General features: G+C 57.9%; 13 protein-coding genes and 3 pseudogenes. 4 read left to right on the top strand and 12 right to left on the bottom strand.

All coding sequences use genetic code 11. The features are described 5' to 3' along the window. The 6 genes from ACPYOP_RS30840 to ACPYOP_RS30815 all read right to left on the bottom strand — a co-directional run. On the bottom strand, positions 1-6,485 hold a 6,485-nt coding region (locus tag ACPYOP_RS30840), incomplete at its 3' end, for a S8 family serine peptidase (protein WP_481414030.1). Continuing rightward, positions 6,482-7,318 (bottom strand): hypothetical protein, encoded by an 837-nt coding sequence (locus ACPYOP_RS30835; protein ID WP_481414029.1) that lies wholly within the window; start codon positions 7,316-7,318, stop codon positions 6,482-6,484. The genes ACPYOP_RS30835 and ACPYOP_RS30840, both read right to left, overlap by 4 nt. Positions 7,319-7,421: 103 nt before the next feature. Then, entirely contained in the window at positions 7,422-7,940 is a 519-nt protein-coding gene (locus tag ACPYOP_RS30830; protein WP_481414028.1) for a DoxX family protein, read from the bottom strand. Continuing rightward, the gene (locus ACPYOP_RS30825) at positions 7,937-8,734 is read right to left on the bottom strand and encodes an HvfC/BufC N-terminal domain-containing protein (RefSeq protein WP_481414027.1); all 798 of its coding nucleotides are present in this window, start codon (positions 8,732-8,734) and stop codon (positions 7,937-7,939) included. The genes ACPYOP_RS30830 and ACPYOP_RS30825 overlap by 4 nt, the downstream gene beginning before the upstream one ends. Beyond that, entirely contained in the window at positions 8,724-9,641 is a 918-nt protein-coding gene (gene bufB / locus ACPYOP_RS30820) for an MNIO family bufferin maturase (RefSeq protein WP_481414026.1), read from the bottom strand. Before bufB ends, ACPYOP_RS30825 begins: the two co-directional genes overlap by 11 nt. 46 nt (positions 9,642-9,687) lie before the next feature. Then, positions 9,688-9,993, bottom strand: coding sequence for a BufA1 family periplasmic bufferin-type metallophore (locus ACPYOP_RS30815; RefSeq protein ID WP_481414025.1), 306 nt, complete (start codon positions 9,991-9,993; stop codon positions 9,688-9,690). Between the two features lie 568 nt (positions 9,994-10,561). Between ACPYOP_RS30815 and ACPYOP_RS30810 the strand changes: the two genes are divergently transcribed. From ACPYOP_RS30810 to ACPYOP_RS30795, 4 genes and pseudogenes are all read left to right on the top strand, one after another. Continuing rightward, positions 10,562-11,008, top strand: coding sequence for a (2Fe-2S)-binding protein (locus ACPYOP_RS30810; RefSeq protein WP_481414024.1), 447 nt, complete (start codon positions 10,562-10,564; stop codon positions 11,006-11,008). A gap of 10 nt (positions 11,009-11,018) precedes the next feature. Continuing rightward, a complete protein-coding gene (locus tag ACPYOP_RS30805) occupies positions 11,019-13,247 on the top strand; it encodes a xanthine dehydrogenase family protein molybdopterin-binding subunit (RefSeq protein WP_481414023.1) in 2,229 nt (742 codons plus the stop codon). Positions 13,248-13,344: 97 nt separating this feature from the next. Next, positions 13,345-14,682: a c-type cytochrome gene (locus ACPYOP_RS30800; RefSeq protein WP_481414022.1), complete on the top strand. Its 1,338-nt coding sequence runs from the start codon at positions 13,345-13,347 to the stop codon at positions 14,680-14,682. Positions 14,683-14,693: 11 nt separating this feature from the next. Next, positions 14,694-14,834, top strand: a pseudogene (locus ACPYOP_RS30795) (integrase); the annotation flags it as partial. Between the two features lie 432 nt (positions 14,835-15,266). Here the strand turns inward: ACPYOP_RS30795 and ACPYOP_RS30790 are convergent. The 6 genes and pseudogenes from ACPYOP_RS30790 to ACPYOP_RS30765 all read right to left on the bottom strand — a co-directional run. Then, positions 15,267-16,028 (bottom strand): DEAD/DEAH box helicase, encoded by a 762-nt coding sequence (locus tag ACPYOP_RS30790; RefSeq protein ID WP_481414032.1) that lies wholly within the window; start codon positions 16,026-16,028, stop codon positions 15,267-15,269. 63 nt (positions 16,029-16,091) lie between these two features. Continuing rightward, positions 16,092-16,136: pseudogene (locus ACPYOP_RS30785) on the bottom strand (hypothetical protein); the annotation flags it as partial. A gap of 4 nt (positions 16,137-16,140) precedes the next feature. Next, positions 16,141-17,243, bottom strand: a pseudogene (locus ACPYOP_RS30780) (hemagglutinin repeat-containing protein); the annotation flags it as partial. 73 nt (positions 17,244-17,316) lie between these two features. Beyond that, a complete protein-coding gene (locus tag ACPYOP_RS30775; RefSeq protein ID WP_481414031.1) occupies positions 17,317-17,535 on the bottom strand; it encodes a DUF7683 domain-containing protein in 219 nt (72 codons plus the stop codon). Between the two features lie 33 nt (positions 17,536-17,568). Beyond that, on the bottom strand, positions 17,569-17,817 hold the full coding sequence (locus tag ACPYOP_RS30770) for a DUF7683 domain-containing protein (protein ID WP_481414021.1): 249 nt from the start codon (positions 17,815-17,817) through the stop codon (positions 17,569-17,571). Between the two features lie 10 nt (positions 17,818-17,827). After that, on the bottom strand, positions 17,828-21,591 hold a 3,764-nt coding region (locus tag ACPYOP_RS30765; RefSeq protein ID WP_481414020.1), incomplete at its 5' end, for a hemagglutinin repeat-containing protein.

Genomic DNA, 21,591 nt, shown 5'->3' with positions numbered 1-21,591 from the left:
CCGTTCCAGTCGAAGGTCACCGACGAGCCGGTGGCGAGCGCGTTGATATCGAGCGGCCGCAGATCGATATGGTCGTCGCCGTTCAGATCAAGCAAGACCGGGGTGATGGACGTTGGGTCACCAATCGGCCCTTCTACTCGATCAATTAGATTCCCCGTTGCCGGATCGAACGTCGAGGAAAGTAGCCAGTTCTCGCCGCTGTAAACGTTCCGCTTAACCAAATTTCCCGTATCGCGATCGTACAAATTTTCCGTGAATAGCTTTCCCGCGAGATAGTTGTTTTGTGTTAGTAATCTATTGGTCTCGGGATCATACGTAGATTCGTTCAGCAATTGCCCGCCCGACAGATGTCTTTGCGCAGCAATATTGCCCGTGAGTGGGTCGAATTTTTTTTGCTCGGACAAACTACCGTCTAGAGGACTATAGAGTGCTTCCATCACAGGCCTCTGGAAACCGTCGTAGACTGTCTTTGAATTCAGCGTTCCGGTTTGATCGAAGGTCGTAACTCGCACGATCTTTCCGTTACCGTATTCGGTCTGCTTGGCCAGCAAGCCAGTATCCGGGTCATAGCTCTTAGAGGTCTGATCAACGCCTACCGGCTCCGGAATGGTCCAATCGATCTGAGGCTGGAAAGACCGGGGTAGCTCAATCCATGTCAGCGAACTTGGTGCCAAGGGAGCTCTATCCGGCGCCGGGTCCGCAAATATCATATCGTTAGTTGTGATTTGCGACAGATCTACCCCTGCGATGTAGAGTAACTGAGCGTTCCGGTCGTTTCCGCTAAGAGATTTGCTTTTCACGCGAACGCCGGGGAATTGGTCCACATTGTTGATCGAGCCCATGGCCGCCTGTTCAAATACGAGATCGTCAGCATTGACGATTCCGAGCTGCCTTAGATCGATCTTGTCGATGCCATGTTTGAAGCCCTGGAGAACATTCCGATAATTAGTTGCACCTTGTCGTTGGATGACAAACAGATCGGAGGTCGCGCTGTCGTGACTATAGGTCTTTCCGGCCAACGTCGTTGTCAGACCACCGCCAGGTGCGTTTACAAACGACGTACCTTCGAAGCCACCGTTAAGAACAATTGTTCCTAAGCCCGCCACTGGAACAGTAGTCGAATTGACGCCCAGATATTCCGGCGGCGCAACGAAAATATCTTGAAACTGGAAAGCCTTATCCGTGATCTGGCTTACACTCTGATTTCTCACGAAGATTGTTTGCGAATTTCCAAGATCAATCCGGACGCTGACGCCTGATTGTGTGAGAACAAGATCGGCAAACGTCTTCCCCCTGAAGCCAACAAGGTCGATCTTGTCCGTTGAAGAATTGAAGTTCACAATTGTGTCACTGCCTCCGTCGCGCCGATGCACAACGAACAGATCTTTACCTGACGAGCCGGTTAGGGTGTTGATGCCACGTTGTCCGTCGAGGATGGCGTCGCTTGGCCCTGCAATGAGCGTATCATCTCCATCTCCCGTAATAAGGTTCTGAATTGATCCCGGCGTTTTGATCGTAATGTCGGTTCCGTCAATCAATCCCCTCCCGGTGGCGAGATTGATTGTGACATCTCCCGAAACAGCTGCGGCGTTGATGGTATTGCGGCCTCCGGCAATACCATCGACGTTGTCATCGAGAATCTTTCGATCGGGGCTGACCGAGATCAAGGCATCGTATTCACTTGTAAAGTAATAGGTATCGTTCGCACTTGTGTTCGAACCGTACAGACGCAATCCCCAATTCTTTAGTGTCATAGGCAAACCGCTTTCCGCATCTGTGACTTCCAGCGTCCATTTGCCCTTCGAACTTTCTCCCCAGTCATGGGTGGACATAAACGTGTATTTGAACTCTCCGGATATCGCGCTCCCTCGGTCGCTTTCCCCGCTTCCTGCGACACCGGCAGGCGCTTTGCCCGTGCGGTCCAGAAGAACGCTTGAGGTGCCATTCGGTGACACCAATTTCACGATGACGTCGCCTAGTCGTCCAACTGTCGCCTCGAAATCGATCTCGACGTGTTCGACAGTAACTCCGCTCTGTATGTCGATAGATGAAGAAATCGTCCCACCGCCGCTCAACTGCACCGGGCCATCCGCGCTCTTGCCCGAAACAAAGAATTCATTATCGCCTTTATTTTGCGTCATCCAGGATTCAGCCAGACGCACAGCGGCTAGGGCATCGACCTCACCAAAACCATAGTCGTTGCTGGTGTGCATCCCTCCACCATTCCAGTTCTTCGCGCCGTTTACGTCCCACTTGGTAGAAGGATCGTCAATTCGACGTGCCGAAAGGGCAAGGATGACCTGCACATCGCGATAACCGAGTTTTGGATTGGCCTGAAGGAGTGCCGCCACGACACCGGAGACGATCGGAGTGGCGAAACTGGTACCATTCAATGTCTGATATGAACTTCCAAATATCGAACCACCGTCCGTCTCGATTATCTGACTGGTTGAAAGAACGTTGCTTCCGGGTGCAGAAACAAGCAGGCTGGAACCGGGATTGGAGAACGGCTTCGATCTCGGTTGCAGAGTGGAAAGGTCGCTTTGTGCGTTGATTGCGCCAACCTGGATCGCAAATCTATTGTTGTTCGTCAGTGAGCCCTGCGAACTTCCGCCCTTTTCGCGCCCGTTTCCACCGGCAGTGACGATAACCGTACCCAAGCCGCCTCTTCCATTTTGGGCGGCATACTGCATATTTGTCAGCATCACCGTGCCCCGCGTGACCGAGCTATTCGGGGTACTCGAATAGAAAAAGTCGTTTGTGATGCCCCAGCTATTATTCGCAACGTCATAGTTGACCATCTTTGCAATGGCACTCACTTCCCTGCCGAAGCCGTCAAAGTAGTGGCCGGCCAAGGTGGCGTCATAAGCCACGCCGACCCCGCCTTCGCCATTCCGTGCGGCGACCATCACGCCGGCGACCATGGTGGCATGATCCGATACGGCATCCGGCAAGGATTTGTTCGACGTTTCCGTTTGGAGCCACGTCTTATCGACATTTGCCTTGAGATCCGGGTGTTCGATATTGAAGATTTCGGGTTCGACAGCAAATTGCCCGCCTGGTTCGAACTGGCCGATCCGCACGCCCTTTCCGGTATAATCCTTCCACACCGGAAAGATATTGATGTCACTCAAATACCATTGGCGCGAAACAAGTGGATCGGCCGGAGTTTCGACTGGCAGCAAAGTGGCTACCGCGTGCAGAGGCGCCGTCTCTCCAGTCGCCAGATCAATGACATTGGCCGACGGATTGCCCGAAGTATCCACAACGTCATATTTGAAACTCATGATACCAGTGAAGCTTTTGTTGGGTGTAAAAAGCACATCACCGGCTTCCGTCAGGCTAACTGTTCCCCCAACTGCGCCGCTCACAGACTTGATGCGTAATGTACCGGCGCTATTCAGCCTTTGATCGTTGACAAGTAGTTGGTCTGCGGCGATGAGATGCTGTTGCAGTCGATCAAAACTCTTTCCGTCTTTATCGGCGCGCAAACTGTCACCGACTGGCAACGCGTTCGGTAGAGTTAAATCGACAGCAGAAATGTCCGAAAAATTGAGCTTTTGAACATTCCGGAATGTGATGGTCCCGTCCCGATCGTGAACCTTGTCCGTGACAGTGTAGCTATCGCCGTTTTTGACAATATTGTAATCCCCGTATCTTCCGTGGAATTCGACGATATTCGTGCCGCCGCCGCCATCGATCGTGGCATTGCCACGACCAGCAATAAAGACGTCGTTGCCGGCGCGGCCATAGATGAAGTCGTCTCCACCGCCAGCATTGATAATGCTGCCACCGTCTGACGCGTAAATCACATCACCATTCGGGCCGGCGTAAATAACCGCCTTGCCCGTGCCGCCGATAATGATGTTGCTGCCGGATCCCCCGGAAATGACGTCGTTGCCGCCGCCGCCAATCAGTGTCTGGTTACCGCTGCCGCCCTTGATGAACACGCCGGCCTGCCCGCCTGAGCGGATCACGTCGTCGCCGCGTCCTCCCTCGGCGATCGTCAGGCCGGTTTCCGCCATGTTGAGGGAGACAGGCTCCGCACCGATAATGATGGCGGTATCGCGACCGCCGTTGCCATGAATGTTTCGAACGTCATCGGACGCGCTAATGACAAATACATCGTCACCAGCCGATCCATTATAAATATTGCCGCCGCCGCCGCCGACAAGCCAGCTTCCTGTTGGCGCCGCCGTCAGCACGTCATTGCCAGCACCGCCATAGAGATTGTCGACGCCCAATTGGCCCGCGTCCAGGGTGCTCCCGGATGTTACCTTGGTGACGTAAGACTTCTTGATCACGCTATCGGCATAAGAGGTAACATTTGTGCCGTCCGGCAGCTCATTCAATGTATTGCCAACAGGATCGGCGATGAAGTTCATCGCCAGGACTTCCTGGACCTCGCCCCCGATCGTAAAGGTTCCTTTTGCAAGGACCTCGTTACCGTCACGCAGTTCACCCTGCGTCGCCCTCGAAAAGATGAGGCTGAATTGTGTGATCCCCAACTCGTCCAGGGATTTCAATTCGCCAGCGTCGCTGATCCCATCATGGTTGGAATCGACCCATACTTTTAGTTTCGCCCAGACCGGGTCGTTCTTGTCGATGACGAGATCCGAGTTCTTGTCTTCGCTGGCAAGGGCTGCAAATCCGTTCACGAAAGGGGTCCACCCCGGCCCGCCATTGGAGCCTCGCGCACCTTTGTAAAACTCGGACATCAGTTGGCTTGCATTGGTAATCTTGCCATGGCCCGTATCGATCACCAACAGACCGGAACCTTCTCCGATCCAGCCGGTGCGCCGCTGCTTGCCGCTGTTGTCAATGTCAAACAGAACGCCATCGCCAATGGTCGTCAGTCTGACACCATTCCCAGACAGGTCGAGGACGAGCGGATCGATGTAGACATTCTTCGTCGTCAACGCCGATAGCCCGTTGATGACGGCGGCGCTTATGGCCGCCAACGGTGCCACCACGGACCCTACACCGGGGATCAGGCTTGCCGCATTGATCAGATTGTCGGCCAGATACCGATTAGGACGCGGATTGGGGTCAAGCTGGATCTGCCCCGGGCGCACGCCGCCCGTTGCGATGCTGCCCATCTGCGTCGATGCGAAGGACGTGTCGTCCAGCTCCTTGCCCGGAAACGAGACCTGATAGGTTGGGCGGTTCACGACGAAGCCGTTGGCGATATCTTGCTGCAGCTGGCTTTCCTTGCGGAATCCCGACTGCGGTTGTGGATCCGGGTTGATATTGATGTTAATCGGCTGCAGTCCCGCTCCGCTTGCCGGCATCCCCAGGCTATTTGGGTCCAGCAATGTCGCGCGCGTGCGTTCGCTGAGCTCATGGAAAGGCGTCGACGCCAGCGGCGGGCTTTGATCCTTCAGTGGGGTGGGGTTCCAGAGCTCATTGCGGAGATCGCTGAAAGGAGTGGTCTTGCCACTGTCATCGTAAAATTGGGAACTGAGGAGTTCTCCGGTATTTGGCGCAAAAGTCTGCCGTGACCGGATAACCCCATCGGTTGCCGAGGTCACGTGGTTCAGCACCTGATCCTGCGGATTATATTCCGTGGTAAGTTTCGAACCTGTTGCTTCGACAACCGAGGTCTCGGAATGGGAGCCATCGAGATTCCAAGATTCAGTATAAATGGTCTGCCCGTTCGCATCCAATTGGCGGGTGGATTTCAAGCCATCAAGGATGCGTTGATACGAATCTTGACCAAGAGCATCTTGTGCCGCTTCACGCCATGATGCGGAGGTGGCAGTTTGCGGGAACACCGGTTTGACAGGAAATTTCGCCGCGCTAAGGAAGATATCGGGATGCTGCTCCATGAAGTTTTCAAAACTCATGGCTTTGAAGCTGCTCGTCATCTTGTCGAGCGTGATCCCGATCGGAATCTCAATTCCGTTTTCAGTGGCGAAATAGTAACCGTTTCGCTCCGTCAAATCAGCGGTTGTATAGCTCTTTCCTTTGTAGGTGATGACGTCGCCTACAGCTTGTTCGTACGTGCTTTTAGCGGCTGCGATCGTTATGGCGGCAAAGTCGTCGGGTGACATTTGCGCGCCATCGGCGCCGATTTCGAGCGTTCTGTCCAGGAAATTGCCGGCATAGGAATCCGGTGGAAGTTTTAGTTCCGCCCAGCTTTGGATCTCAAGCTCAATCGTCTTCCTGACCGTCGGCAGCCTGTAAGTATCTCCTTCTTTCGATTTCGTAATGAAGTCGAGATCGTGCCGTGCAATTGTTTGGGATATTCTGGTTTGATCTCGTTCAAATTCGCCCTGTTCGAGAAACAGCTTAGTATATTCATGTGACAATGTGCCGAAAAGACCCTGTCCCGTCGGGCCGGGAACATAAAGCGTCGAGAGTGAAGATCCGAAAAGCGATTTGAGGTAATGATATTGGGTATAGTCGCCCCTGTCGAAGGCCTCCTTGAGTTGCGCATATTGTTCCTTCGTGATGATGACGCCGGTGTCTGCATGATCACTCAAAACCATCTCCCTTTGCGGTCGCAATATGTTTGATAACGCCTCGTCATCGAACCGTCGGCATTGAGGTCGTCAGCCAACAGTTCGATGATATCGATTAGTCCTGAAAACGAGGACGGGATGTCTCGAAAGCCGTAACTGGTGAGCAGATAGCAATCTCTGGTGTCGCCAAGGTCCGCCCTGGTATCGCTCGGTGCTTCCTTCCGTTTCGCCGGCCTGAAAAACTGATCCCGGAACAGGCCACAGGAGTCGTCATGATTACAGCGGATGTAATACATCGCCTTCCGCCCCAAGACCGCATATTGATGGCCGCCGCCAATACCTCGATCGAATTCCTCGGTGATACGGCCGAACCGATTGCGATAGACGACTGTGATGGAATATACCCGTGGCACAAGCAAAGCTGTCATTCGCGCTTCACGTGAAGAGGCGCCATCACGCAAACCGTTGTTGCCAAGATAGTTGCGGAAGAAATCTGAGACATCCGAGTCCTGCAGGCCCTCAGTCTTAAAGGAATGAGCCAGGCCAAAGACATCGACTTTTGGGCCGGTAACGGTCGCGATCGTGCAGACGGGTTCGGAGTTGCCGAATTGCCAGGTATCGAAGGCGGTCTTGATCCTGGCCGAACATTCCTGCACCGATTTCACCACCTCCTCCCGGCTTACTGTCTCGGGAGGCAACTGTGCGCCCTCCAATACCTCGCGCCTGAGCTTGCCCAATGTCGACTGGTCGGATCGTTCCGGTTTGAGAGCAAGGTACGGCAGAGCAATCCAGTGAGGATGAAAGAAAAGGGTGGTCGCGGCCACAGATGCGAGAATAATCCAACTTTTTCGCATCTTGCGGTTAGTTCCTAGTCAATCGGCCATAATAAGGCTCTGTTGCAAATTTCGACTTTGGTATGGTAACCGTTAACCTCAACCTTTATTCAACAGAGCCCGATCAACGCCCGTCCGAAGATTTCACAAATCTGGCGATGAGTGAGTCCAAAGAAACCCGTCCCGCACCATGCGCCATGATAGCGAGTGCCATCGCTGCCCAGGTCAAATGAATCGGCCAGCCATCTGGGACCGTGAGTTCAACAACCAGCGTCATACCCAACAAGCCAAGCGCGGCAAAGCGAGTTCCGATCCCCAACACGAGCAAAATGGGGAAGATGATCTCTCCGCACCCAGAAAGGAAGGCCATCACCATCGGCGCTGGGAAAGGGTACGGACCACCCGGCAGATACAGCATGAACTCGTCGCTGAACAGGGTCACGGCGGTGTCGTTGAGCTGCAGGAAACCGTCCCATTTTAGAATGCCAGAACGCCAGAATGGCACGGCGAGCGCCACCCGCAGCACGAGCTGCGTGACTGTCGGCTGCGCGATGGCGCGAACAATCCTAGGAGCTTGGGTGACGAAATCTGCGAAACGGGACGCCAAACTCCGAGTATCTTTATTACGTTCTGCAGCGGTCATGATGCATCTTTCAGATGAAATTTTACGAAAGCGCCAGCTTCCATCATCGCGGTGATGGCAACGCCGATATCGAAATCGGCAGCCTGTCCGAGGGCGGCAGCCGCGGCTTCTCCGAGCGGTTGGCCGTCGATGAGAGCGACCAGGAAAATCGCCCCTCCGGGGGGCAGATAACGAATGGCAATCTCGCCTTCTGGGCGGGTGATCATTAGGTCTTCAGCAACACTCGCGTCGATAGTGCCGAAAGCTTCATCCCTCCGATTGGCGATGAAGATGGATCCGGCGGCAAAGCGCGAACGCGCGATGCGCGTTGCCGGATGCTTACTGAAAACGATCCTTGCCAAGTGCTCCGGTGAAACCAGCACCAATTCTTCGTGGCTGAGAGGAGGGACGTCGGCGGCGTGATAGGCGTCGAGCCAGGCTCGCTCGATGCGAGCAACGTCGGCGAGCCATGGCATAAACTGGGCGTATTCATAAGTCTCGATGAAGGCGGGGAAGTCTCGACCATATTCGAACAGCAAAGGCGAGGTTGGCGGCGTCTCACGGATATGGAAGCGCGCCATGGCGCGAAAGAACTCGACGCCGGTAATGCGCTGCACCGCCGGATAAATCGAAGCTAGTGCGTCGATCAGGCTGACGGTAACATTGTTGCGGTAGACATTGTAGCGCTTGACGGCTGCCGAGCACCCGGGGCCGGCGACGTTCTTGGGCGTTGGCTGGGTCGGGTCCATGAGCCCTGCGGCGAACGGGCCAGCGTAGTCGGGCATGAGCGCGTAAACGACGGAATCAGGCTGCATGACTGTTGCCTGGCGAATGTTGGTTGGCATGACGATCGAGGATGGCCTGAGCCGCGGCCGCCTCCAGCTTCAGCACCGGCCATTCGGGGATCTTGCTATCCCATTCAATCAGGGTGGGCACCGGTCCGCCTCGGCCGACAACGATCTCATAGAGCCTCCATACCGCATCGGCGACCGGTCCGTCATGACTGTCGATCAGCAGTGGTCCGCCCTCGTCGTCTTCCTGCTCGGTATGGCCGGCGAGATGAATTTCCCCCACCCCGGAGAGAGGAAAGTCGGCAAGATAATCAAGCGCCGAAAAGCCGTGATTGGTGGCGGAGACGAAGACGTTATTGATGTCGAGCAGCAGTCCGCAGCCAGTACGCCGCGCGATGGCGCGAAGGAAATCCGTCTCGCTGATGGTCGATTCGGGGAAGAGGATGTAGGTCGATGGGTTTTCAAGCAGAATCGGCCGCCCGACGGCCTCCTGCACCTCGTCGATATGTTCGCAGACCCGTCCGAGAGATGCCTCGGTATAGGGCAGGGGCAAGAGATCGTTGAAGAAAATGCCTTCGTGCGTCGACCAAGCCAGATGCTCGGAGACAAGCGCTGGCTCATACCGCTCAACCAACGCCTTGAAGCGCGCAAGATGCGCCTTGTCGAGCGGTTGCGGGCCGCCGATCGACATGCATACGCCATGTAGCGAGACGGGGTTGTCGCGGCGGATCGTTTCAAGGGCACGGTGCGGGGGACCGCCCGCGCCCATGTAATTCTCGGCATGCACCTCGAAGAAGCCCTTCGGCTGGCCATCGGCCAAGATGGCCGCAAGGTGTTCATGTTTGAAGCTGGTACCCGCTTGGCCAGCGAGGGAAAACACCGGATGGCGATGGAACGCAATTGCGGACACGGAACGCGCGCTGACGCTCATGAAATGCTCCTGCCTTCCGGTGTTGGCCAACTTCAGCAGGCAGGGCTCAGACGGGCTTGAGGGAGCCGTGCTTACCGCTCGGCAGCGTGATCGACCCGCAGGTGCCACCTTGGACAAACTTCCAGGCATTTCCCTGGAAATCCACGGTTGAGGTCCCCTGGCAAGTGGTGCCGGGACCAGCGGCGCAGTCATTCTGCCCCTTCAGGGCGACACCGTAACACTTCTCCTTTTTTGCAGCGACGGCAGCATCGATCTCGGCCTTGGTGAGAGGGGCCGCACTTGCCATCGTCGCAAATGCGGTGGCGAAAGCGCCGGCGAGAACGACCGGGTTCACCAGGGTTTTCACAGACATACGGTGCCTCCTTGTGGCATGAAAATTGGCCTGTCGAGAGCAGGCATGATCACTCTACGCGCCGCGCTGAGGGAGACTACTCTCAAATGGCAGTATTGGATCGGCGCCCATCATGTAGGTTGTATGCGCGCATGTTGCATATTGGACCTCCGTTGCTCGCCAAGGACTGGGACCTCAAGTCCCAGCGTTGCTTTGGCGAGGCCGCGTTGTGTTCCTCTTTTCTTCACCGCGATCAGGATGTACGGAGTGCATGGGATGGGAACTGTCGTCCGATATGAAGACGGCTATCTGTGACGTGGGCCACTCAGGTCCCCTGGGCGTAATAATTGTGGGTAACGAACTTTTCGTCACTTCACCACCACACGCTTCGGTTGCGCAACCAACCTTTGCGCGATAGCCGAGACGCATAGCAAGCGCATGATGCTCCTCAGTTGGATGCTATTTGTGTCTGCCGTGCAGGAAATTTGGATTAAATATGGAATCGCTGCCGAATTGAATGTGTTGATACCTTAGGGAATGCCAAAATTCCGACGGCTAGGTCCGAAAGCCTAGATGAGGAGACCGCGACGTGGAATTGATCGTCAACAGTGTTAAGCGTCAGGTCGAGATCGAGCCCGATACTCCCCTTCTGTGGGTCATCCGCGAGGAACTGGGTATGACGGGCACGAAATATGGCTGTGGGCTGGCGCAATGCGGCGCCTGCACGGTGCTGGTCGACGGTGAGGCGACGCGCTCCTGCGTCACGCCCGTGGAGAGCGTGGCCGGCACGGCGATCACCACCATCGAGACAATCGAGACCGATGCTATCGGCCGGCGGGTGGTTGAAGCTTGGGTCCGGAATCAGGTACCGCAATGCGGCTATTGTCAGTCCGGCCAGATCATGGCGGCTACGGCCCTACTCAAGGACAATCCCAGCCCCAGCGATGAGGATGTGGTTGCGGCCATGGTCAATTATTGCCGCTGCGGCACTTATAATGCGATCTTCGCTGCGGTGAAGCAGGCGTCGCTTGGTTGATGAGGGCACCATGAACATGATCAATCCCATGGGGCACGCCGGGCAAGCGCCCATCAATGTCTCCCGCCGCACCTTCCTGGCTGGGGTCGCCTCCTCGCTCGTCCTGAGCGTTGCGCTTCCTGCCGGCAGGGCTCGCGCCCAGGCTGCCGTACCGGCCGGCTTGCCGCCCATCCGGGTGCGGGCCTTTCTGGAAATCCGGGCTGACAATGCGATCCTGTTCCACAGCCCCTTCGCCGAGGGCGGACAGGGCATTCACACCGCAATCTCCCAGATCATCGGCGAGGAACTCGATGCGGACCCGAGCGCCTTTGTGGTCGATTGCGCGCCGGCCGGACCCGATTACCAGATCATGGACGGGCAGCGCCTGACCGGCGGCAGCATGTCGGTCCGCACGACCTATGACACGATGCGCCGGCTGGGGGCGTCCTGTCGTCAGATGCTGCTTCAGGCGGCAGCCTCGCGTCTTTCGGTTCCCATCGGTGAACTGACGACGGAGCCAGGCCAGATCATCCACGCGCTGTCGGGCCGCAAGTTTACCTATGGCGAGGTGGCTGATGAGGCGGCGGGCATGCCGGTGCCGAGAGAGGTTTCCCTCAAATCGCCTTCGCAATTTCGCTGGATCGGCAAGCCGGTTGAGCGCATCGACATCCGCGATAAATCGACCGGGAAGGCTTTGTATGGCATCGACCTGCATGTCGATGGCATGCTGCTGGCGGCCGTCCGCCATTCCGCCCGCTTTGGTGAGGAAGCTGGCGAGATCGTTAATGAAGCGCAGGTGCTGAAAATGCCGGGCGTGCACTCCATACATCGGCTCCCAAGCGCCGTCGCCGTTGTCGCCGACCGCTGGTGGCGGGCCAGGCGCGCGGCGGAATCGCTACAGATCAAATGGCTGGAGCCCCGCGCGCCGACCGAGCGCACCACGCCTGCCGACTTCTCCACCCAAGTCTTCCGTGACCGGCTCGCCAATAGCCGGGAGGCGGGAATCGAGGCTGAAAAGGCAGGAGACAGCGAGGCAGCCTTGAAAGGAGCCTCCAGAACGATCGAGGCAATCTATGACGCGCCCTATCTGGCCCACGCCCAGCTCGAGCCGCCCTCGGCCATCGCGCGCTTCAATCCTGACGGAACACTCGATGTCTGGACGCCGAATCAGGCGCCGGAAATGTTCCAGGCGTCAGCCGCCGGGGTCGCCGGCATCGCTCCTGAAAAAGTGGCGATACATTCCCCTCTGCTCGGCGGCTTTTTCGGGCGGCATTTCGTCTATGAGCCCGGCGGCACACCGCATTCCCAGGCGATTCTGCTCGCCAAGGCCGTGGGGGCGCCGGTCAAACTGATCTGGAGCCGGGAAGAGGAATTCCTGCGTGATTTCTACCGCCCAATGGGCGTCGCGCGCTTTCGCGGTGGTCTTGACGCGAATGGCATGCCCATCGCACTAGAAGTCGATATGCTCGGTCAGGGTCCGGCCGAGAGTCTCGGTGAACGCGGCCCTAACGGTTTCGACCCGACAGCCGTGGAAGGCGTGATGGACAAGCGCTACAGGATTGCCAATAAGCGCATTGTCGAGGTGCCCGTGCCGCACCCTCTCCCGGTCGGCTATTGGCGCTCGGTCGGGCATTCGAAGAACGACTTTTTCTATGAATCCTTTCTCGATGAACTGGCTGATGCCGGCAAGCAGGACCCCTACGAACTGCGCCTGAAACTGCTGGCCGACAGTCCCCGCCACCTCAGGCTTCTCAAAGCCGTCGGCGATCTGTCAGACGGCTGGAAACGCGGGCCCTATACAGCCGCCGACGGCACGCGCCGGGCGCGCGGTGCGGCCATGGCATCGCCCTTTGGTTCGGAGGTCGCCACCATCGCCGAAGTCTCGATCAAGAATGGCGCGGTGGTGGTTCACGATGTCTGGGTGGCCGTTGATCCCGGCAGCATCGTTAATCCCGCCATCATTGAGGCACAGGTCAATTCCGCCGTCGCGCTCGGCACCTCCTCGGCTTTGTTCGAGCAGGTGGTCTATGAGAATGGCGAACCACGGGCGCGGAACTATGACGGCTATCCCATCCTCGCCATGAGCCATATGCCCAAGGTGCATGTGCGCATCGTGGAGAGCGGGGAGAAGATGGGCGGCATCGGTGAGCCCGGCGTGCCCGGTGTCCCACCGGCGATCGCCAATGCGGTCGCGGCCCTCACCGGCCAGCGCATCCGCAGCCTGCCATTTTCCAAGCAGCAACTGCCCGACGTCGGCTGACGCATATGAGCTTTTGCGGCCATTCCCATTCTGACGCCCCCTTGCGGTCCCAGCTCTCCAACACATCGCAAAACGTCACGGTCATGCGGTATCTCTCTTGAAAAAAACCCAGATTTTCAAACTGACGGCATTGGCAGCGATCGCGGCGTTTGCCGGTGCCTACTGGTACGGCACACGCATACCGGCCTCGCCGTTCGACGGCGTGGCGGCGAGCGCGTCCGTCGACAAGGCCCAACAGGGGCCATATATTACCATTCTCTCCGATTGCGTGGCCTGCCATACTACCGAAAAGGGCAGGCCCATGGCCGGTGGCCTGCCCATGGGCCTGCCGATGGGGCATATCTACACGCCCAACATCACGCCCGACAAGGAAACCGGTATTGGCAGCTACACACTGGCCCAGTTCGACAATGCAGTGCGCCGCGGCGTTGCCTCCAATGGCCGGCGTCTCTATCCCGCCATGCCTTACCCGTCTTACGCCAAGCTGACGGATGACGATGTCGGGGCGCTCTACGATTACTTCATGAAGGAGGTGAAGCCGGTCAGCCAGGCCAATCGTCCCCCGGAATTCGGCTGGCCGTTCACCATTCGCTGGCCGGTGGAATTCTGGAATCTCGCCTTCTACCGTTCAGGCCCCTACCAGCCCGATGCCGGCAAGGATCAAAAATGGAACCGGGGCGCCTATCTGGTGCAAGGCCCCGGCCATTGCGGCGGATGCCACACCCCGCGCGGCATTGCGATGCAGGAGCGGGCCGTGACCGAAGCCAGCCCGGTTTTCGTGTCCGGTGCGCTTCTCGACGGCTGGTATGCGCCCAGCCTGCGCGATGATCTCAATACCGGGCTCGGGCGCTGGCGCGAGCAGGACATCGCCGAATATCTCAAGACCGGCCGGAACAAGCACGGCATCGTGTTCGGTTCGATGGCCGACGCCTTCAACAACTCAACCCAGCATATGAGCGATGACGACCTTGCCGCCATCGCCTATTATCTCAAATCCCTGCCGGGAGATCCGGCCCGCGACGGCCAGCCCTGGACCTATGTGGATCAACCGGCTTCGGCATCGAACATGGCCCGGCCCGGGGAGCAGATCTATCTGGAACGCTGCAGCTTCTGCCATGGGGCTGATGGTAAGGGGCGCGACAAATGGATTTCGCCGCTTGCCGGCGCCACTTCCCTGCTGGCTAAGGAGAATGCTTCCGCCATCAATATCACCCTGAACGGCTCGCCCCGCGTCGCAGCCGGCGGCATAGCCGACATCTATCGCATGCCAGCCTTGCGCACCGCACTCAATGACCAGGAGATCGCCGAGGTGCTCAGCTATGTCCGTTCGGCCTGGGATAATAAAGGAGGTGTTGTCTCCGCCGAAGAAGTTCGGGCGCTGCGTGGGCGGACCAATCCTGCCAGCAGCGACGTGATCATCCTTCAGATGCGCTGACTGCATTACAGGCAATCGCCGTTGGCGTCCGACCGGACTTGACGGAATTCGAGCACGAAGCGAAGTTTTCCGGCCACTCCTTGCGGGTCGCTCTGGCCTCCTCGACCGAGGTCCACGAGCGCTACGTCCAGAAACAGCTTGGTCACGCCTCGCCCTAGATGACCTAACCGTGAGCAGCCCATGTGAGGTGAGGCCGCTCGCGGTCAGCGACGCCGCGGCGACCGTCAGATCGCTTGTGGACCGAAGGCTGCCCACGGACATATTGCCGGTGGCCGTCGCGTTCAGCGCTCAAGCGGAAAGCAAATTGCCCGTCGCGATATTGCCGCCTGTCGCCGCCAGTCTGAGATCAACTGCCGAGCCAGGTACGACATTGCCATTCGGATCGGCGCTGGTCGCGGCAATATTAATTCCCGGGACGACCATATGGCTCTGAAAATGCAAAAACCTCCGCGGCGGGGCCAGTGGAGGTTTCGCAAGAATCGTTGGTTGCGGGGGCTCGCAACACCCAATTCTTGCGATTGGTGATACAACTCATTCCCAGACTTGCCGCACGAGCGATGCCGTAATGCGTCTACTAACAAAGGCTACGCATAGCCCTGAGCGACAATACGGTCGATCGACGCGAGTTCTCTCGCATGCCCGACACCCGACCAGGCGCCATATGAGCCTACGACGTAGAGGTTCTGCTTCGCCCGCGAGACGGCGACGTTCAGAATGTTTGGCGTCCCGGCCGCCCAGCTTCTCGCCCCGTTCTGCGATGCCTTTGGCGCCCCGAGGACCAAGATTACTGAATCAGCTTCCCTGCCCTGGACCGTGTGAATGGTTCCGATCCGATCGGTCGCCCATTCACGGATGTCGACCTTCAACGTTGCGAACAGCGTAGCCTCGCGCTCCAATCGGCGCCTCAGTTCCTGTGCGACAATACGGAACGGCGTGATGATGAACAGATCTGGCTCAGTGATGCCCGTGGAAGCGATCTTTTTGAGAAGTGCCACGACGAGTTCACCCTCTGCGGGGCACCATTTCGAGTCTGCCTCTCCATCGATGTCGAGCCAAGCGGATGGTCCGAGCGCCGTGCCGATCGCTCCCGCATTGCGCATTCCCGGCGCATGAACCATCTGCCCGTCATAAGCGATCCGGTTTGAAATACCGAACATCGGCTCCTGACACCGACGGTGGACGAGGAGCGGAATGCCAACTCGCCGCGGTCCCTGATCCGAACGGAACGAAGCTTGGAACTGCGAGACACGATCAGCCAGCGTTTGCGCCGACGCTTCCGGCGCTGCCCAGACCGGCTTATCAATTTTGAAGAACTTGCAGATCTCGAAATTCAGGCGCTCAGGCAATGTTACTACCGGCGGGATTTGCAAAGGATCGCCAACGACAATCGACCGCCTCGATCGCATGATGGCGCCGACCGCCGCCTGGGGTAGCGCTTGCCCAGCTTCATCGATCAGCAGCCATGGTGGCTTGCGCGGCCTGCAGATCAGCCTGCGTCTTGTACTGGTCGCGCAGGATATGTTCGAGATCCGGCAGGCCAGGCAGCGAGGTGTTGGTGTTCTCGGTATCGCGGCGAATGGTGCCGATGTCCGGGATCTGGCGGACCGGGTCGGTGATAGTGATCGGGATGTTCCCACCGATGGCCGAATAGGCCTTGCCGGTCTCGTTCTCGCCGGCCTTAACGGGAGGAGCGATGGTCAGCCCACCAGTGCCGATCCCGCCGCCATAAGTGCTGGCGTTCCAGGTCGAATGCGTGTCAATATCGGCGACCGTCAGCGTGCCGGTGGCAAAGCTGTTGTTTTCGGCGCTGGCCTGACTGGTGATCAACCCGCCGACAAGGCTGGTGTGGTCGCGGACATTAATGTCGAGCCCGCCGGTTCCAGCATGAATGCCCGATTGTTCGGACACCAGTACCGCATCGCCCTTGGCTTTCTGGACGGCGCCGGAGATACCTGTGTTTCCAAAGCCGATCTGGGCGGAGACATTCGTCTGGCTGGCCTTAGCCTTCTGCGTGTCGAGCAGGCTTTCGATCGTCAGGTTCCTGACGTCGGCGGCAATCGAGCCGCCGGCGACGGTGGCGCCCTTGAGACTGAGATCGTTGGTCAGGATGGTGACATCGCCGGTGCCGTTCACATGGGTGTTGGTGTGGGTGAGACCGCTGGTCGTGCTGCCGCCCTTGCCGTAGGAGCCGCTGACGCCGACGGTCGAGCTGCAATTGCTCGATGCGGTGGAGCAGCCGAAGTTGACGCCGACGCTCCAGGATTTGTTCGAACTGGTCGAATCCGACGTACCCGTGGCGGCATTGAGGTTGATGTCGCCATTCGCCGCAGATAGGAAGATATCGCCGTCAGTGGATCGCCCGATATTGTCGGGATGCCGTTCTTGTCGTAACCGGCGAGGATCTGCGCGCCGTCGCTGGTGATCGAGCCGTTCTCGGCCTCCATCGAGATGAAGCGGCGGGCGCGAATGTCAGTAACGACCGGAGTCGAGGACGATGAGGACCAGCTGTTTTACTGATGGCTCACGCCGGCGTTGATGCCGATGCTAAAGGAAAGACCGGTTCTAACCTTAGGATCCGCGCTGGTAAGTCCCTCTCATATGCGCCATTCAGACCCTTCTAGGCCTTGATGTTGACTAAGATGACTTATAGCCCGCGAAACAGTCATACTTCTCCAGGTCCAATTTAAACCCATATCGTTGAAAAAGCTTTTCGTTAGCTTCTGCGGTAATTTGATACTCTCCATATAGGAACGGATCCTCATCAGGTACGTTTAGCGTTTCCCGAAAAAATTGAAGATCACTGTTTTCGAGCTGTAGCATGTTCATGAGTTCAGTACTCTCTCTTTGGAACATGTTGATGACAAAATAAATTCCCATCGCCGCATTCTACACTGCCTCTGCTCCGAGTGCGTAATCGAATTTGCTAAACGAAAATTCGAACCCATACCTTTCGATCAACTTTTCAGCCAGATCTTCAGTTACATCGTAATAATCATACATATATGGATCGTCATCTTTGACTTCGAATATTGTTTTTAGATATTCGAGATCATCACCTGGAATACGCATTTTCTTGACGAGAAATCTACTCCCAGTTTTTTCAAAGGCAGCGATATATCTTTCAACCTTTTGCATAACAGGTTCCCTACTTTGGCGTCGACCGCCCCGGATCTCCAGGCTTTGTCTGTTTTCCCGTTTTAGGATCAAACTCACCGAGGTGCTTTTTACCGGTCTTATCATAGATCTCTAATGCACCGTGCTGCTTATCCCATTCGTAAATCTTCCCCTTGCTATCAATCCAACGAGGTCTACCCCCAACGCCACGAACTTCCTTCAACCCAGGGAACCCTGTAATTTCTTCAGTCTTTGGCTTTGGGTGATACTGATGATCGCCATTCTTCCCTCCTGCATTCTCACTAAGGACGATATTCTGCATACCCGCATTTGCGAGAGTCTGCTGCATATCACTCAGCATGCCGGGCGTCATAGTTTGATTGCCTATCGTGCCGCCGGTAAGGAAAATGGCGCCGCCGTCGTCGTAAACTTCAACAGTGAGGCTCGCCCTCATGCCATCCGGATATGTGACCAATATCTGCCGTCTTGGCTGATCTCCATTACCGGTTACAAGAACCGTGCTGCCGTCGCTCCCTGTGAACTTCTGATTGATCTCCTGGCCGGTGCTGGTTGTCGAGGCTAGGAGGAAGACACCTGCCAACCCTGCAACCGCTGCTCCGGTAGTGCCAATGATCCCGCGTACAACGCCGGTCATCTGTCGATAGTCCGTGAGACAATCCAAGGCTTGAGTAGCCGTGAAATATTTCAACTGACCATTCGGCAGCGTGACCGCACATGCAGACTGAGCCCGCGCCGGTGTCACTATCCAGTCGAAGATGCTGAAATCAGCAGCCTCTTGGCGACCGCATTCCTCGAGTTGTGTCTGAACCTTCGGATCGTCAAGAAACGGGAATATTTCCTTTGAAAGCGCGGCTTGTTCGGGCGTCCTTTTGCCGTCTTGAACCATACGATCCAGGGCTTCGCCGAACGCATCGGTAATGGTCTTGCCCGCTTCCAGCGCGTCCTTGAGCGAATTGCTCGACAGATAGAACTCGATACCGACATGCTTGTCTTTGGTGATCTCGTAGGCCTTGTCGGGATCGCGGTTGAGCTCGCCAAGCGGCGCTGTTGCGCTGTTCTGTTCGAGGGCGGCCTGCTTCTCCTGATCGCGAATGGTGATCTCGCCCGGGCCGACGGTGGCGCGCACGGTCTGGCGCGTGTCGTCGAGCTGGTAGGAGCCTTCGGCGGTCGTGTTGCCGAGCACGTCGCCGAGCGTGCCCTTGCCACCCGTAAGGTCGATGTCGAGCGTGACGTCGAAGCCTTCGTATTGCTTCGCACCCTCGAAATTCTCCCAGGTCAACGTGCCGGTGTCGAGCGTCAGATCGCCCGATTCGGAGACGATCTTGCTGGCGCCGAGATGGGTGTTGCCGCCGACGGCAACCTCCATTCTGCCGGACGAGATCAGGCCCGATTGCTCGCTGATCCATTTCGTCCCGCCCGAGCCCGTGCCGAAGCCCGGCTGCAGGCCGGAGACGGAAGGCGTGGAGGCCAAAGCGCCGCCGATCGCGCCGCCAAGCTCCCCGAGGCTTCCGACCTTCTGCGTCGGACCGCTGAGCGAGAAACCGGCGGAGACGGAGCTGCTCTTAGCCTCGCTGGTGTCGGGAACGGAGATGATGGAGAGATCGCGGCCGACATCGGCTGTGATCGTTTTACCTGAGACGACGGCTCCTTCGAGCCGGGTATCGCGGCCGGATTCCAGCGTCACGTCGCCCGCGCCGGTCACATGGGTGTTGACCTGCGTCGTTTCGCGGGAATTGGACTTGCCCGCGCTGGCATAGGCGCCGCCGGTCGGGCTGACGCCCACGCCGTTGAGCCCGACGCCGACCGAAACGCCGAAGCTGGCCCCGGACGAGTTCGTCTTGCTAGAGGTATCGGTTGTCGCCTCGGCACTCTTCAGCACGATGTCATTGCCGGCTTTAAGCCTGATGTCGCCCACCTTCTCGTCGTCGAAGTTGGTGGGAAGACCATCCGGCGTGTAGCCTGCCGTAATCTGCGCACCATGTGCGGTAAGATCGCCCGACTTGGCTTCGATGGAAACCGAGCGACCGCCCGTCGCCTTGGTGACCACGGGCACTTCAGCGGATGACGAGGTGCTGCTCTTCTGGTGGGTGAACCCTGCCGTCACCGAAAGCCCGACCATGCTGCCGTCGTTGGCGAGATTGTCGAGCGCGTCATAGGCCTTCATGGAGGCGAAGGCGGCATTGGCGGCGGAATAACCGTCGGAGATATTGCCGATCTTCTCCGCCGCCTTCCCCACACTTTGCGCCGCGCTCACCAGGCCGGAGCTGACGGACACGGTCACACCGGCAAAGGTCTTCTCGTGCGCCTCCTGGTAGTTGGTGACATCATTGGCGGAGAGGAGATTGATATCGTTCTTGGCGAAGAGATTGACATCGCGCTCGGCCGAAGCGCTGGTCGCCTGCAGGTTGACGTCGTGACCGGCCGAGATGTTGAGATCACGGCCAGCCGAGAGCGTCGACATGGCATTGGTGTCGGACTGCCGCGCCTTGCTGTCCTTGGTCGACTGCGCGCCGATGCCGATCGAGACGCCGCCATTGCCGGCGGAAAGAGCGAGACCGAAGCCGGACTTCTTCCGCTGTTCGGACTGTGACGAGCTCTCGGCGCCGGGCGTGACGTTGACGTCACGAGCCGCCGACAGGTTGATGTCACGATCGGCGCTGACCGACGAGCCCATGATGTTGAGATCGGTTGCCCTCGCCGTCAGGTTGACATCCTCACCAGCCGAAAGCGTCGAGCCGACATTGTCCGTCGAGGATTGCCGCCCCTGCTTTTCATTCTTGCCGTAGAGCGAGATGAAGCCGCCGCCGGAGCCGACGAAGAGACCGGAATCCTTGCGCTGGCTGTCGGACCGGTGGTTCTCCTGTGCGCCGATGATCGAGACGCTCTCGCCGGAGACGTTCAGCGAGCCATCGGCATCGACCTTCGAGCCAACGATGGCAGCGGCCTTGCCGGCATCGAGGTTAACGTCGCCGGAGGCCGAAAGCTGAGAGCCGACCGTCGTTTCGTTGTAGCCATCATAGCTCGAGCTGCCGCTGCGCAGGAAACCCTTGCGCTTGGCGCTATCGTGCTCGGTTTCGGTATCCTTGCCGGCGGTGACGATCAGGTTGCCGCCCGTCTGGACGTTCAGGTCGGCGACATGCGTATCGTCGCCCGCCGTTACCTTCGAGGCGGAGACCGTAGTATCGCCGCCGGAAATGATCGTCACGCCATCCTTGCCTGACAGTGACGAGCCAGCCGCCGTCGTGGTCTCCAGATGGCCGGAGGCCTTCTCCTTCGTGGAACCGAAGAAACCGCTCTTCTTGCTGGAGCTCTTGACATCGAGGGTTGCGCTATCGGTCGCCTCGGCGATGGTGACGTTCTTGTCGGCCTGCAGGCCGAGCACGCCGTCGGCCATCATGGTCGAACCGATGACGGCGATGTCGTTCTTGGACTTGGCGACGAGATCACCACCGGCGGTAATGGTGGAGCCGTTGTTGGTGATCGACGATGAAGAATTCTTGCCGAAGACAGAGGCGCTCCGGCTCTGCGAGGTGGTGACATTGATGTCGCCGTTGGAGGTCAGACCGACATCACCCTTGGCGGTCAGATCCGAGCCCGAGATCAGAACGCCGGTATTGGCATTGATCGCGATGTTGCCGCCGGCCGAGAGCTGCGAGGCCTGCTGATCGGTACCCGTCGTCTTCGTGTAACCATCGTTCGTCTTGCGAGCGAGATCGGTCGAAACGATATTGACCGCTCCATTCGTGGCGGCCACCGAAAGATTGCCGCCCGACT

Source organism: Rhizobium sp. KNZ2-6A (assembly GCF_056755475.1).
This window is presented reverse-complemented; position numbering and strand designations above follow the sequence as displayed.

Bases quoted from the DNA above. Each gene is read 5' to 3' on its own strand.
- ACPYOP_RS30825 (WP_481414027.1), bottom strand. From the start codon at position 8,734: ATGCAGCCTGATTCCGTCGTTTACGCGCTCATGCCCGACTACGCTGGC.
- ACPYOP_RS30775 (WP_481414031.1), bottom strand. From the start codon at position 17,535: ATGTTCCAAAGAGAGAGTACTGAACTCATGAACATGCTACAGCTCGAA.
- bufB (WP_481414026.1), bottom strand. From the start codon at position 9,641: ATGAGCGTCAGCGCGCGTTCCGTGTCCGCAATTGCGTTCCATCGCCAT.
- ACPYOP_RS30805 (WP_481414023.1), top strand. From the start codon at position 11,019: ATGAACATGATCAATCCCATGGGGCACGCCGGGCAAGCGCCCATCAAT.
- ACPYOP_RS30830 (WP_481414028.1), bottom strand. From the start codon at position 7,940: ATGACCGCTGCAGAACGTAATAAAGATACTCGGAGTTTGGCGTCCCGT.
- ACPYOP_RS30835 (WP_481414029.1), bottom strand. From the start codon at position 7,318: ATGCGAAAAAGTTGGATTATTCTCGCATCTGTGGCCGCGACCACCCTT.
- ACPYOP_RS30815 (WP_481414025.1), bottom strand. From the start codon at position 9,993: ATGTCTGTGAAAACCCTGGTGAACCCGGTCGTTCTCGCCGGCGCTTTC.
- ACPYOP_RS30770 (WP_481414021.1), bottom strand. From the start codon at position 17,817: ATGCAAAAGGTTGAAAGATATATCGCTGCCTTTGAAAAAACTGGGAGT.